Genomic DNA, 13,681 nt, shown 5'->3' on the forward strand with positions numbered 1-13,681 from the left:
CTTGGTCATCTCTCTGGTTCCTTTACCGGCATTATCGCCGGATCAGGCCCAGAGCTCTCCACTTATCGGACTGTCTGAATTTCCGCCGCCACCTCTAAGCGCAAGATGTGGAACGAGATGCGGATGAATCCGACGGATCTCGCAGATCTGTCTGCCGCCACGCTGACCTATCTGGCCAACGGCGTCACCCCCGCCGGCAATTGGACGGCGCTGTTCCGACCGGGTGAGCGCGTGCGGCTGCGCATGGTCAACGGTGCGGGCAACACCTTCTACGACGTACGCATTCCAGGACTGAAACTCACGGTGGTGCACGTCGATGGTGTTGACGTGGAGCCGGTGACCGTCGATGAGTTCCGATTCGGTCCTGGCGAAACCGTCGACGTGATCGTCCAGCCACGGGATGACGCTTACACGATCTTCGCCCAGGCGATGGACCGGACAGGCTACGCGCGTGCCACGCTGGCCGTGCGTGAAGGTCTTCAAGCTCCCGTGCCTGCCCTCGATCCGGTCGAATGGCTGACCATGAACGACATGATGGGCGGCATGATGGGGGGCATGGACCATGGCGGGTCCGGCCAGGCCATGGAGATGACCGGGATGACGGGCATGACGGGCATGACCGGGATGACCGGGATGGGCTCGGGTTCGATGTCCGGGATGGATCATGGGGCGATGGCAGGCATGAATCACGGCGCCATGAACCACGGTGGCATGGCGATGGATCACAGCCAACACGCCGCGGCGGCGGGGGGACTGGCCGTGCCCAGCACTACTGCTCGCCACGCTCGCACCGAGTATGGTGCCAGCACGGACATGCGCGTTGACATGGCGCGCACCAACCTCGATGACCCCGGCATCGGACTGCGCAACAACGGTCGGCGCGTGTTGACCCTCGCGGATCTGCATACCCCGTCGGGGCCGCTGGACAAGAGAGGCCCCGGCCGGGAGGTCGAACTGCACCTCACGGGCAACATGGAACGCTACGCATGGTCCCTGGACGGGCTGGAGTTCGGAAAGTCCACGCCGGTGCACTTCAAACACGGCGAGCGGCTGCGGGTCATTCTGCACAACGACACCATGATGACCCATCCCATGCACCTGCACGGCATGTGGAGCGAGCTGGAAAGCCCCGACGGTCGCTTCCTTGCGCGCCGCCACACCCTGCCGGTGCAGCCGGCACAACGCATCAGCTTCCTGGTGACAGCCGACGCGCTCGGCCGCTGGGCGTGGCACTGCCACCTGATGTTCCACATGGATGCCGGCATGTTCCGCGAAGTCGTGGTGTCTTGAACCCAGCGCACAAGGAAGACCAAGAATGTCCAAAGCACTCCCCACTCGCGCACTGGCCACGACGCTTCTGGCCCTGGTAAGCGTCGCCGCCCAGGCACAAGCACAGAACGACCATGCAGCGCACGGCCAGGCCGACGCTCAAACGGCCGCGCCATCCACTCAGACCGTGGCTCCTGCCGCCGACCCGCACGCGGGTCACGCGACGTCGGCGAGCGGCTCGACCGCGGCCCCGGCCATGGATCACGGCAACATGCAGATGCAGGGCGGGTCGGCGCCTCCTGACGCCCGCGATCCGCATGGCTACTCCAATGGCCTGACATTGGGATCGGGCGACTACGCCGTACCCGGTGTGCCGCGGCTGATGCTGGCCGACGAACACAGGTTCTTTTCGTTGCGCGGCGAAACTCTGGAACGCCGCTTCACGCGCAAAGGAGACGACTCCACGGCCTACGACCTCCAGGCGTGGTATGGGACGACCTACAACAAGGCCGTCGTGAAGGCCGAAGGCGATATCGCCAAAGGAAAGCTCGAAGAATCGCGTACCGAGCTTCTCTGGGGGCACGCCGTCGCACCGTACTGGGACACCCAGCTCGGCGTTCGGGTGGATAACGGGGAAGGCCCGAGCCGTCAATGGTTGGCTTTCGGCATCCAGGGCCTCGCCCCCTACTGGTTCGAGCTGGAGGCGACGGGCTACGTGGGAAGTGGTGGACGTACGGCGCTGCGTGTCGAAGGCAGCTACGAGCTGCTGCTGACCCAGCGACTGATTCTGGAGCCTCGCGCCGAGTTGCAGTTTTATGGCAAGGACGACCCGGAACGCGGTATCGGCAAGGGCCTGGCCGAAGCGTCTGCTGGCTTGCGCCTGCGCTATGAATTCAGTCGCCAGTTCGCCCCCTATATCGGCGTGGAACGGGCGGGCAGCTTCGGACGCACCGCGGACTATGTGCGTGCCGAAGGCGGCCGTGCGCAGCAGACGCGCTGGGTGGCTGGCGTGCGATTCTGGTTCTAGAACCTAGCGGGTTTGATCATCTGATGAGAGGCGATCCATGAACATGCACTACGACAGAAGCCAGGGCAAAGTGCCGAGACGCCAGGCATTGATCGCTGGCTTGTTGGTGATGGCACTCGCAGGACCGAGCCTGGCGCAGAGCCGACCGATTGCCAAGGTCTGGAAGGACCCGAGCTGCGGATGCTGCAAGGACTGGGTCTCACACCTGCAAGGCGCAGGCTTCGATGTGCAGGTTCTCGACACCGGGAACACCGCAGCGCGCACGCGGCTGGGCATCCCGCAGAAGTACGGTTCTTGCCACACGGCGCAGATCGGCGGCTATGCCATCGAGGGTCATGTGCCTGCCTCGGACATTCAACGCTTGCTGCGCGAAGCCCCGCAGGCCATCGGCCTCGCGGCGCCCGGCATGCCGGTCGGTTCGCCCGGCATGGATGGTCCGGCCTATGGTGGACGCAAGGACGCCTACGACGTGCTGCTGATTGGGAAAAACGGTAGCAGCACGGTCTATCAGTCGCATCGCTGACCATCCATCAACCCTTCTCCGTGGAGATATGCCATGCAGCATCAGCACACACAGACCCCCAGCGATCGCCCCCGGTTCTGGCGATCGCGCTACGGCGTGGCGTTCCTCATCATCGCCGCTGTCGCCGCGTATTTCCTGCTCAAGGAGCATACGGCACATGTTGCCGGCTATCTCCCCTTCCTGCTGCTGGCGGCTTGTCCGCTGATGCACCTGTTCATGCACCGTGGTCACGGCCACGGCGGACACGATCATGCCGCGCGTCAGGGTAAGGAAGGTGCCGCAGCCTCCAAGGAGCAGAAGCAATGAGTCGAGGCACTCGCACCGTGCGAGCACGCGACGCCGCGCTTGTCTCCTTGCGCGCCTGCGGCCTGCTGCGATCACCAGACACCAAAGGTTAACGGCGGAGGGCACTTGTCACTATGAATTCACCCAGCAAGTCTTCAGGACATGAGCACGCAGGCATGGCGGCGGGTGCCACAACGTCCGGCCCGCATACGCACCACCATCACGCCAGCCATGCTGGAAGTGACGACGCGGGCGGGTCCTCAAGCCACACGCAGCCCGATGCCGCGACGCGAGATCCGGTGTGTGGCATGGCGGTCACGGCGGCGTCGGAGCACCGTTCCACGCACTTGGGGAACACGTACTTGTTTTGCAGCACCGGATGCAAGGCCAAATTCGACGCCGATCCGGCGCGATATGCCAGCGGTGACGCGGGCATAGGCACAGGCAGCGGCCATGCACCGCATCACCATGCCAGCACCGCAGTTTCACCGGCCCCGGCGGCATCGCCAACCGCGCCCGGAACCATCTACACCTGCCCGATGCACCCGGAGATCCGCCAGGATCATCCGGGAACCTGCCCCAAGTGCGGGATGACGCTGGAGCCTCTGCTGCCCGACCTCGATGACGACAACCCGGAGTTGCGTGACTTCTCGCGTCGCTTCTGGTGGACCTTGCCGCTGACGCTCGTGGTCTTGGCGCTGGCGATGCTGGGCGAGCGGCTGCACCTGATGGACATGGCTACACAGAGCTGGGTCGAGTTGGTGCTGTCGTTGCCGATCGTGCTGTGGGCCGGCTGGCCCTTCTTCTCCCGCGGCTGGCTGTCCGTGGTCAACCGCAGCCCGAACATGTGGACACTGATCGGCCTGGGAACGGGTGCGGCATTCATCTACAGCGTTGTGGCAACCGTTGCGCCGGAAGTGTTTCCAGCTTCCTTCATGTCCATGGGACGGGTCGGCGTGTATTTCGAGGCCGCCGCCGTCATCATCTCGCTGACACTGCTCGGCCAGGTGCTGGAACTCAAGGCCCGCTCCCAGACTTCGGCAGCCATCAAGTCGCTGCTGGGGCTGGCACCCAAGACGGCGCGGCGCATCAATGCGGACGGCAGCGAGGAAGACGTGCCACTCAGCCATGTGCACGTCGGCGACCTGCTGCGCATCCGACCCGGCGAGAAGGTGCCGGTGGATGGCATCGTGCACGAGGGCAGCAGCTCGATTGACGAATCCATGCTGACCGGCGAACCGCTGCCCGTCAGCAAGCGCGTGGGCGACAAGGTCATCGGGGCCACACTCAACACCAGCGGCGCGCTGGTCATGCGTTCGGAGCGGATCGGCTCGGACACCGTTCTATCGCAGATCGTCCAGATGGTCGCCCAGGCGCAGCGTTCCAAGGCACCGATGCAACGCATGGCCGATGTCGTTGCCGGCTACTTCGTGATGGCCGTCGTCGCCATTGCGGTAACGACGCTCCTTGTATGGGGATTCTTCGGGCCACAGCCCACCTGGGTCTATGGACTGATCAATGCGGTGGCCGTCCTGATCATCGCCTGCCCGTGCGCGCTGGGTCTGGCCACGCCGATGTCGATCATGGTCGCAACGGGCCGTGGCGCCACGCAGGGCGTGCTGTTCCGCGATGCCGCGGCGATCGAGAATCTTCGCAAGGTCGATACCCTCGTCATCGACAAGACAGGAACCCTGACCGAAGGCCGACCTGCTTTCGATCAGGTCGTCGCAGCCCCCGGCTTTACGAACGATGAGGTGCTGCGTCTTGCGGCCAGCCTGGACCAGGGCAGTGAACACCCCCTGGCCGACGCCATCGTGCAGGCCGCGCGTGCCCAGGGCCTCCAACTCGTGAAGCCTCAGAGCTTTGAATCGGGAACCGGCATCGGCGTGCGCGGAAAGGTTGAGCACCGGCAACTGGCGTTGGGCAACACAGTGCTGATGGAACAGTCTGGCGTATCGGTGGAACCGCTCGTACCCCAGGCCGAAGCTCTGCGCGGCGAAGGGGCCAGCGTCATGTACCTGGCGGTGGACGGGCAGCTCGCGGGCTTGCTCGCCGTGTCCGATCCGGTCAAGGGCAGCACCCCCGAGGCCCTGGCCGCGTTGAAGGCTGCGGGCCTGCGGGTCATCATGGCCACCGGGGACGGGCAGACCACCGCCAAAGCCGTCGGTGCACGCCTAGGCATCGACGAGGTGCATGGTGAGGTCAAGCCGGCGGACAAGCTCATGTTGATCGAGCGACTGCAGAAAGAAGGACGCATCGTCGCCATGGCCGGAGACGGCATCAACGACGCGCCGGCCTTGGCGAAGGCAGACGTGGGCATCGCCATGGGAACGGGAACCGACGTGGCGATGAACAGCGCCCAGGTCACGCTGGTCAAGGGTGACCTGCGTGGCATCGCTGTCGCTCGCACGCTCTCGGTGAGTACCGTGCGCAACATGAAGCAGAACCTCATGTTCGCCTTCCTCTACAACGCGCTGGGCATCCCCATCGCCGCCGGGGTTCTCTATCCCCTCACGGGCTGGCTGCTGTCGCCGCTGATCGCAGCATTGGCGATGAGCCTGAGTTCGGCGTCGGTCGTTGGCAACGCCTTGCGCCTGAGAGCGAGCCGACTGTGACCGGATTTTCTTTCTGAAACTACAGGAGCCTGCTATCGCCCAGCAAACCGTTTCTTTCGTTCCACGCCGTTGCAAAGGTGCAAGCCTTATCTCGGCATTTCGTTCTTAAACCACACCTCACACATCCAGGTAGAAACTTCTATGACCCGTTCACATTTCATCGCCAAGCTCGTCGCGCCGATCGCTGCTGGTCTGTTCGCCACCGCCGCATTCGCGCATCCTTCGCTGGTGTCTTCAACGCCGGCCGACAAGTCGCAGGTTTCTGCGCCAGCCACCATCGAACTGAAGTTCTCCGAGACGCTGGTGCCGCAGTTCTCCGCCGCGAGCCTTGTCATGACTGGCATGCCGGGAATGGCGAGCCATGGCCCGATGAAGATCAACGCCAGCGTCGCGGCTGCCGGCGACGGCAAGACCATGGTCATCACGCCGGCACAGGCGCTCCAGCCCGGTGACTATCGCGTCGAATGGCGTGCCGTCTCCTCGGACACGCATCCGATCACGGGTAACGTCACCTTCAAGGTGAAGTAAGCCCATGGCCGGGGATTGGTTGACCATCGTCCTGCGCCTGGCGCTGTATCTGGACCTGGCGGCGGCGTTTGGCGTCGCCATGTTCGGTCTCTATGCTTTGGGCAACGACGAGCGATCCTCGACGATCTCGCGCCGCTATCGCGTCCTCATTGGCGCATCCGCTGCCATCGGCATTGCCCTGTCGATGTGGGGCATGACGGTCATGGCCAAGGCCATGTCCGGTGCCCAGAGCTACGCGGAGCTGTCAACGCACGTCTTCGACATGCTCATTACGGGCACGCACATGGGCATCGCCTGGTGCATTCGCATCCTCGCGCTGTTGGTGTGTGTGCTCGTCGCAATGTTGAAATTGAACGCTACCTTGCGATTTGCAGTGATGGCGCTCTCCACCGGCGTGGCGCTGGCGACCCTTGCGTGGGCAGGCCACGGCGCGATGGACGACGGCGTTCGCGGCTACATCCATCTTGCGTCGGATATCACGCACCTCTGGGCAGCGGGCGCTTGGGTGGGCGCATTGGTGGCGTTCTTGATGCTGGCATCCCACAAGCAGGATGTCGCGCAAGACCCGGTAGCGGTCCTCAGTCGGACGTCGAATGGCTTTACTCGCATAGGTACAGCGATCGTGGCTGCACTCGTCGTGAGTGGAATTCTCAATTACCTGTTGATCGCCGGACCATCGTTTGATCCGCTCATCTCGACGCTGTATGGCCGGCTGCTGATGGTAAAGCTCTTGCTTTTCGCAGGCATGCTGGCGTTGGCTGCTGCCAATCGGTATCGGTTGAGCCCGAGCCTGGAGGCTGCTTTGAAGGCAGGCAATCGCGCACAGGCAGTCATCAAGCTTAGACAGAGTCTGTTCACGGAGGCGACCTTGGCCGTTTTGGTTCTGGCGAGCGTTGCATGGCTTGGCATCTTGTCTCCCACTGGAACCTAGTCCTTCATGGGCGGCAGATGACAGCACATGAATTGAATGTAATGCACGGGTAAGCGCTCTGTAGACCGCCTGCTTCTACATTTAACGACGCGGCGCAAGTTGTCGTCGTTTTTACAAAGGAGTCGATCATGAAATCGCAAATTGTCATTGCCGCCCTGTTGAGCGCTCTCTCCGTGCCAGCCTTCGCCGGTCATGCAGCAGCCCAAGCAGCCAAGGAAATGGTTCCCTTGGCTGACGGGGGAACGCTGTACATCTTCAAGGACGGAAAGATGGCACAGGAAAGCCGCTTCGGGCGCGCCGTCTATCTCAATGTCGGAGCTTCGGTGTCGACGAAGGATGGGCGCAACATCGCGATCACCAGCAATGAAGTCGCTCGCCTCGGGTCGCTGCTACAAAAAGAGCACGGCGGATGACGCCGCGGGTGTGCGGTGCTTTTCAAAGCTTCTGCACAGTGTGACAGAGACGCGCGCCCCGATTGGGCGCGCGCGCTTGGGACGCGTCACGAGCAACCACGAGCGCTCAAGGTGCCAGTTTTTGCGATGTCAAGCGCATCAACTTCCCTGAAATGGATCCAGCCTCCCCGTCCACCGTGATTCGTCCACGGGACATCTGGCGCGAATGAGGACTTGCGAGGAGCCCGATTTATGGAGTTGCGTCATCTACGATGCTTTGTCGTCTTGGCAGAGGAGTTGCATTTCACGCGGGCGGCCGAGAGGCTGCATATAGAGCAACCCCCCTTGTCTCGCGCGATCAAGGAATTGGAAGATGAGCTTGGGGTCACGCTGTTTGACCGCGACCGCAGGGGCACACGGCTGACCGTGGCGGGGGCGGCATTCTTGCAGGACACCCGCCGACTCTTCACTGTCCTGGAGCAAGCGCGTGAAAATGCCAGAGCCATTGCCGCGGGCCTGAGGGGCAGCCTGCGCATTGCAATTTCCGATGGTGCGATGGACCCACGACTATCGGCGTTCCTAGCTCGTTGCCGCGCGGAAGAGCCCGAGGTCGAGATACGTCTCTCCGAGGTACCGCTGACCGAGCAGATACGGGGCCTACGGTCTGGCGACTTCACGATCGGATTTGCACACGCGGCGGATGTTGGCGAAGGCATCGTGGCTGAACCGATCTGGCGAGACCCGATTGTGATCGCCATGCCAGCGCGGCACTCGCTTCTTGCGCACAAGCAAGTTCCGCTGAACGAACTTCAGGGTCACCCACTGGTTCTGTGCGACAAACTGGCCTGCGAAGGCTACTGCCGAGAACTAAATCGGCTGCTACAGGTTCTGGAACACAGACTCAACGTTGTCGAAGAAGTGTCGTCGCTGGACATGATGCTAACGCTCGTCGGCGCAGGCTATGGGATTGGTTTCATGACGGCGACCAAGATTCCCATCAGCCAGAGGCCGGACGTGGTGATTCGCCCTCTGGCGCAGGACACGGCGGTAATCACAACCTATCTGCTTCGGCCAGAAAGCAGCAACTCATCGGTTTCGCTGGATCGCTTCATCGAACGTCTGCGAGGACCTCCGGGTGACTAAAGCGTCAATGCCTATCTGAATCGTGCGCCGCGGCACGAAGATTGCGTTCGGCTGCGCTGACGAGTTCCGCAGCACTGAGCTTGAGTCCGGCGGCGATTCTTAAGATCAGAGCGAGAGTGGGCATGTGCTCCCCACGCTCTATTTTGCCCATGTGCGATCGCTCGATCCCTGCTTTCGCAGCCAGTTCTTCCTGAGCAACACCTTGCGTCAGGCGGGCGACACGAACGGCCGCTCCGAATGCCAACGCTGGCTCGGCGTCGAAAGTGGTAGTTCCTGGGGGACGGCCTCGTCGGACAGTTCGCTTCTCCATCCTTGGAAGCGTCGAACAGTCCAAACAATTTAACCACGTTAAGTTTAACTCAAACTAGCTATCATGAAGACTTTCCATCCTTGTCTTATCGCTTCTTGGGGCCTCTCATGCACGACGCCACCAGCCCACGCCCACAGCTCAGGCTCGCCATAGCGCCTGGTGTGGCCTCTTCGTACCTAGCTGCATTGCTTGCCCTGCAGCGCGCGGAGGAGCCCGAAGTTTCTATGGAATTTAATGAGGTTACGGCGAGCGATCTCATTACGGGCCTCTACAAACGGCGCTTCGACGTCGTGACCTGCCCCCCGTTTTCCGGGCCAACCTGATCTTAGTAGAGTCCGTCTCACAAGAGGACGGACATGAAGAAGCGATACACCGAAGAGCAGATCATCGGCTTCCTGAAGCAGGCGGCCGCCGGCACGCCGGTCAAGGAGCTTTGCCGCAAGCACGGCTTCAGTGACGCGTCGTTCTACCTGTGGCGGCGCAAGTTCGGCGGCATGGATGTGCCCGACGCCAAGCGCCTGAAGGCACTGGAAGCGGAGAACGCGCGGCTCAAAAAGCTGTTGGCCGAGTCGATGTTGGACAACGAAGCGCTGAGGATCGTGGCGCGGGGAAAATACTGAGCCCGCCGACGCGACGGGCTGCCGTCGCGGACGTGCGGGCGAAGCTGGGCCTGTCGGAGCGGCGGGCCTGCCGGGCACTGGGCTTGTCACGCAGCGTGTTGCACTACCAGCCGCGCATGGCGAACGCGCCGTTGCAGGCCAGGCTCGTTGCGTTGGCGGGCGAACGTCGCCGGTTCGGCTACCGACGGCTGCACATCCTGCTGGAACGGGAGGGCTGGATCGCCAACCACAAGCGAATCTACCGGCTGTACCGCAACGCTGGCCTGGCGGTGCGCAAGCGCCGCAAGCGCGATCGCGTGGCCGTCGAGCGCCGTCCGCTGCAGCTGCCGTCGGGGCCCAACCACACCTGGTCGATGGACTTCGTCTTCGACGCCCTGGCCAACGGGCGCCCGATCAAGTGCCTGACGGTGGTGGACGATTGCACCAAGGAAGCGGTGGAAATCGCCGTCGGCCGGAGGATAAATGGCCAGAACGTGGCCGACATCCTGGATGCGGTATGCCGTTTCCGCGGCTACCCCGCGGCGATCAGGACCGACCAGGGACCCGAGTTTACCGGCCGGGCGCTGGACCAGTGGGCGACCGCCAACGGCGTGACGCTTGTGCTGACCCAGCCAGGGAAACCCACGCAGAACGCCTATGTGGAGAGCTTCAACGGCAAGTTCCGGGACGAATGCTTGAACGAAAACTGGTTTATCTCGCTCGAGCACGCACGGGCGGTAATCGCCATCTGGCGCAAGGACTACAACGAGGTGCGTCCGCACAGCTCACTGCCCAAATGCACGCCTGCCGAGTTCGCCGCCGCGCTGCGCAACGAAGGTGCCTTGACTGGTTCGACCGCTGATCGAAACCTGACCCACCGGAGCGGTATGCTCCCCAACCTGGACTCTACTAAGTAGCTAGTGGCCCTGAGAAAGGGGGCAGGTCACGGAATCTGCACGCGCCCAATAGCCGATGGCCCCTACGAGGTCATTACGCACCTGCAGCGACTCTCGGGACAGACGAATCTTGTAGCTGATCGATTTGAGCTTAGAGCCTTGCGAGTTGCCGAGGCGCGTAAAGCATGACAACCACGTGCGGTGCCCGCCCTTGCCGGTGGATTTGCAGCGGGTGCCGGTTCGGGCCAAGGCGCCGTCCAGACGCATCAATTCATCCTGGAAACTGACCTTGATCAATTCAACTCCCTACAACTTCCAATAGTATGTCCGCATGATCGGCTTAAGGCGCCTTCTCGCAAGATGGAGCCGCTGGATTACCAGCGGCCTAGTCGTAACCTTGCTTTTCTCGCAGGTTGCGATGGCGATGTACGTCTGTCCCAAGCCAGACCCGAGGGCATCTGTGGAAACCACGCAAATGCGTGCCACGATCTCGATGCAGCAGGCTGACAAGTTGCCAATGTCGGATTGCACCGGCATGCCTGATTCCATGGACAGCGAAGCGCCACAGTTGTGCCACGCTCATTGCAGTGGCGATCGGGAGTCGGCGCTTTCATGGCAGGGGCTGGACATTCAGTTTCTCGCGGCGCACGTGATGTGGCTCGCCAACTCGCTGCCCGGGTTGGTTCTCGACCGGGTAGCCCTCAGAGCGTGTTCAAAGTCTTTTGAGCAAGAGCACCAAGAATGCCAAGTGGACGAACTGCAGGCTGGTGTTGAGCCATCGCTCGCAGTTCTTCCACAGCCTCCTGTTCTTGTCCAGCCAGGCAAAGCTGCGTTCCACGACCCAGCGCTTGGGCATCACTTTGAAAGTGTGAAGCTCGCTTCTCTTGGCGATCTGCACCGTCACATGCCCTCCCAGAATCTGCTGCACGCCTTGCGCGAACGGCCGACCGATGTAGCCTGCATCGCACAGCAGGCTTTGTAGCCGGCTCAACCGGGGCTTGCAGCGCTGTAGCGCCTGCAGTGCGCCTTTGCGGTCCGTCACCTCGGCCGTGGTCACCGCTATCGCATGCGGCAATCCCTGGGTGTCCACCGCGATGTGGCGCTTGATGCCCGAGACCTTCTTGCCTGCGTCATAGCCCTTCAAGCCCGCCGTGTCCGTGTTCTTCACGCTCTGCGCGTCCACGATCAAGAGCGTGCTGCAGGCGTTGCGCCCCAGTTTCTCGCGGGCCGCGCCAACCTGATTTTTTTAATGCCTGCTCCAGCAGGCTGCCACCCTCGCGTGGCTCGCTCCAGATGGCAAAGTACGAGTGCACGGTGCGCCATTTGGGAAAGTCGCTGGGCAGTGCCCGCCACTGACAGCCCGTGCGCAGCAGGTACAGCACGGCGCAGAACACCTCGTACAGCTCCACTTTGCGTGGGGCAGTCTTTCTGCGCGCACTCTCCAGCAATGGCCGGATCACCTCGAACTGCTCGCGCTTGATGTCGCTGGGGTAGCCTTTTCTCACCCAGCGAGCTTCTCACATCAAGAGGGCGAGACTTTGAACACGTTCTCAGGCGGCACGTTACCTACATTCCTCCCAATCCCCGCGCGGGCTTTCCGCCGATCTACCTCACGTTCCAAGTCCTGCGGAATTGATTTATGTGTCCGTGCTCGCCGCGCACCGATGCGGCAGACCACGTGATTTCGTGAATACCAATTCCGAGGACAACCATGTTTACTCCCTTTTTTGGCGCCCCCGAGGGGCGCCCGTCGGCGTACGGCCGAGGCACAACGCCGGCCTCGATGCGAGTGCATCGTCTGAAAGCTATCAGCATCGCGTTGGCGGGCAGTGCGCTTGTCTCGCCTGTAGCCTACGCCCTCGATTTTGCTGAGGCACGCCTTATCGCGGAGCAGCAGAGCCCACGCATAAGCGCGCAGCAGTTGCAGGTTAACGTCGCCGAATCCGTGCAGAAGGCAGCAGGCTCGCTGCCCGACCCCAAGCTCTCGCTCGGCATCGAAAACTACCCCATCAGCGGCATGGATCGCTGGAGCATGACGCGCGAATCCATGACGATGCAGCGCTTGGCGCTCATGCAGGAAGTGCCCAACAGGGCCAAGCGCGACGCCCAGGTCGCCAGCGCGCAGGCGCGTGTGGATCGAGAACGCGCGGCGCTGGTTTTGCAGCGATTGCAGATCCGCCAGGAACTCAGCCTGGCGTGGATCGCCGCGCAGGCGGTGGAGCAACGGGAGATACTGCTGACGGAACTGCTCGCGGAGAACCAGCGCCTGCAAGACAGTCTCCCCGCTCGCGTCGCCGGCGGCACCGCCCAGGCTGGCGATCTGTTGGTCGCGGAACAGGAGGCGCTGACACTCACGGACCGCCGTGACGATCTACAGCGGGACCGGGCCAAGGCCAGGGCCGCGTTGCGGCGCTGGGTGGGCTCCAGGGCCGACGAAGCACTGCAAGGCGATCCAGGCCCGCTCACTCGCCCCGTCGCGCAACTGCGCACAGAACTGGCGAATCACGCGGAGCTTGAACTCTATCCGGCGATGCAAAGCATGGCCCGGGCCGAGTCCCGCGAAGCCCAATCAGAGACCCGCGGCGATTGGGCCTGGGAGATAGCCTATAGCCGGCGTGATCGCCGATGGGGCGACATGGTGTCATTTCAGGTGACATTCGATCTGCCTTGGCAGAAGGATCGACGCCAAGTGCCCATGATCGAGGCAAAACGGCACGAGTTGGAACGTCTGGACGCCGAACGCGAAGACGTGGCGCGGCGGCATTTGCAGGAGCTGGACGACAGCGCCGCCGAACTCCAAGCGTTGAACAGCCAGATCGACCGCCTGCAGACCGCCGGCTTGCAACTGGTACGGAACCGAGCGGCGCTTGCATTGAGCAACTACCGATCCGCCAAGGGGGACCTGAGCGCTGTGCTCAGTGCACGCGCCCAGGTGCTGGAGACGCGCATGCGTCTGATCGACCTTGGAGCGCAGCGCGACAGCCTCGTCGCCCGACTGAACAGCCTGATCGCGGACTGAGTGGAGACCCTCGCCATGAATACCTCTTCGAGAAACATCCTTGCCGGCTTGACGCTGGTTGCTGCCGGTATTGCCGTTGGATGGGGCGTCGCCCAATGGCGCGCCGGCCACCTCAGCGGCTCCCCCGCTGCCAACGTCTGTTGG

The 13,681-nt window shown here is 62.7% G+C and carries 13 protein-coding genes and 1 pseudogene; 11 read left to right on the forward strand and 3 right to left on the reverse strand.

Annotated elements, in window-relative coordinates; translation table 11 throughout:
- Nucleotides 1–78 precede the first annotated feature (78 nt).
- The 9 genes and pseudogenes from ABD104_RS28050 to ABD104_RS28090 form a co-directional block, all read left to right on the forward strand.
- Nucleotides 79–1,290 (forward strand): annotated as a pseudogene (locus ABD104_RS28050) (copper resistance system multicopper oxidase); the annotation flags it as partial.
- A gap of 25 nt (nucleotides 1,291–1,315) precedes the next feature.
- Nucleotides 1,316–2,296 carry a copper resistance protein B gene (locus tag ABD104_RS28055; protein WP_005408883.1) on the forward strand — a complete coding sequence of 327 codons (981 nt, stop codon included), beginning with the start codon at nucleotides 1,316–1,318 and terminating at the stop codon, nucleotides 2,294–2,296.
- A 37-nt stretch (nucleotides 2,297–2,333) separates the two neighbouring features.
- Nucleotides 2,334–2,819, forward strand: a complete 486-nt coding sequence (locus ABD104_RS28060; RefSeq protein WP_003090303.1) for a DUF411 domain-containing protein — start codon at nucleotides 2,334–2,336, stop codon at nucleotides 2,817–2,819.
- A 33-nt stretch (nucleotides 2,820–2,852) separates the two neighbouring features.
- Nucleotides 2,853–3,125, forward strand: a complete 273-nt coding sequence (locus tag ABD104_RS28065) for a DUF2933 domain-containing protein (RefSeq protein ID WP_003097518.1) — start codon at nucleotides 2,853–2,855, stop codon at nucleotides 3,123–3,125.
- Nucleotides 3,126–3,280: 155 nt separating this feature from the next.
- Nucleotides 3,281–5,719, forward strand: a complete 2,439-nt coding sequence (locus tag ABD104_RS28070; protein ID WP_197286470.1) for a heavy metal translocating P-type ATPase — start codon at nucleotides 3,281–3,283, stop codon at nucleotides 5,717–5,719.
- Nucleotides 5,720–5,860: 141 nt separating this feature from the next.
- Nucleotides 5,861–6,247 (forward strand): copper homeostasis periplasmic binding protein CopC, encoded by a 387-nt coding sequence (gene copC, locus ABD104_RS28075; RefSeq protein ID WP_003090319.1) that lies wholly within the window; start codon nucleotides 5,861–5,863, stop codon nucleotides 6,245–6,247.
- Between the two features lie 4 nt (nucleotides 6,248–6,251).
- Nucleotides 6,252–7,178, forward strand: coding sequence for a copper homeostasis membrane protein CopD (copD, locus tag ABD104_RS28080; protein WP_003116797.1), 927 nt, complete (start codon nucleotides 6,252–6,254; stop codon nucleotides 7,176–7,178).
- Between the two features lie 128 nt (nucleotides 7,179–7,306).
- Nucleotides 7,307–7,591, forward strand: a complete 285-nt coding sequence (locus ABD104_RS28085) for a CopK family periplasmic copper-binding protein (protein ID WP_003090336.1) — start codon at nucleotides 7,307–7,309, stop codon at nucleotides 7,589–7,591.
- A 231-nt stretch (nucleotides 7,592–7,822) separates the two neighbouring features.
- Nucleotides 7,823–8,713 (forward strand): LysR family transcriptional regulator, encoded by an 891-nt coding sequence (locus tag ABD104_RS28090; RefSeq protein WP_014833982.1) that lies wholly within the window; start codon nucleotides 7,823–7,825, stop codon nucleotides 8,711–8,713.
- A 4-nt stretch (nucleotides 8,714–8,717) separates the two neighbouring features.
- Here the strand turns inward: ABD104_RS28090 and ABD104_RS28095 are convergent, their stop codons facing one another.
- Nucleotides 8,718–9,023: a helix-turn-helix domain-containing protein gene (locus ABD104_RS28095; protein ID WP_003097526.1), complete on the reverse strand. Its 306-nt coding sequence runs from the start codon at nucleotides 9,021–9,023 to the stop codon at nucleotides 8,718–8,720.
- A 356-nt stretch (nucleotides 9,024–9,379) separates the two neighbouring features.
- On the opposite strand from ABD104_RS28095, the gene ABD104_RS28105 reads away from it, so the two are divergent.
- A protein-coding gene (locus tag ABD104_RS28105; protein ID WP_086009122.1) for an IS3-like element ISPa39 family transposase occupies nucleotides 9,380–10,539 on the forward strand; the annotation gives its coding sequence in 2 pieces (ribosomal slippage) (nucleotides 9,380–9,638 and nucleotides 9,638–10,539; 1,161 coding nt in all).
- Here the strand turns inward: ABD104_RS28105 and ABD104_RS28110 are convergent.
- Together ABD104_RS28110 and ABD104_RS28115 are read right to left on the reverse strand one after the other, a co-directional pair.
- Entirely contained in the window at nucleotides 10,540–10,815 is a 276-nt protein-coding gene (locus tag ABD104_RS28110; RefSeq protein ID WP_003116793.1) for a hypothetical protein, read from the reverse strand. It abuts the gene before it with no gap.
- Between the two features lie 415 nt (nucleotides 10,816–11,230).
- Nucleotides 11,231–12,023, reverse strand: a protein-coding gene (locus ABD104_RS28115; RefSeq protein WP_086009121.1) for an IS5-like element ISStma16 family transposase whose coding sequence is annotated in 2 segments (ribosomal slippage) — nucleotides 11,231–11,765 and nucleotides 11,764–12,023 — 795 coding nt in all. Because the reading frame shifts where the segments join, the coding sequence is not laid out codon by codon here.
- Nucleotides 12,024–12,301: 278 nt separating this feature from the next.
- Between ABD104_RS28115 and ABD104_RS28120 the strand changes: the two genes are divergently transcribed.
- The gene (locus ABD104_RS28120; protein WP_024099874.1) at nucleotides 12,302–13,537 is read left to right on the forward strand and encodes a TolC family protein; all 1,236 of its coding nucleotides are present in this window, start codon (nucleotides 12,302–12,304) and stop codon (nucleotides 13,535–13,537) included.
- The last annotated feature ends 144 nt before the right edge of the window (nucleotides 13,538–13,681 follow it).

The organism is Pigmentiphaga daeguensis (assembly GCF_039523035.1).
Taxonomy (GTDB): domain Bacteria; phylum Pseudomonadota; class Gammaproteobacteria; order Burkholderiales; family Burkholderiaceae_B; genus Pigmentiphaga; species Pigmentiphaga daeguensis.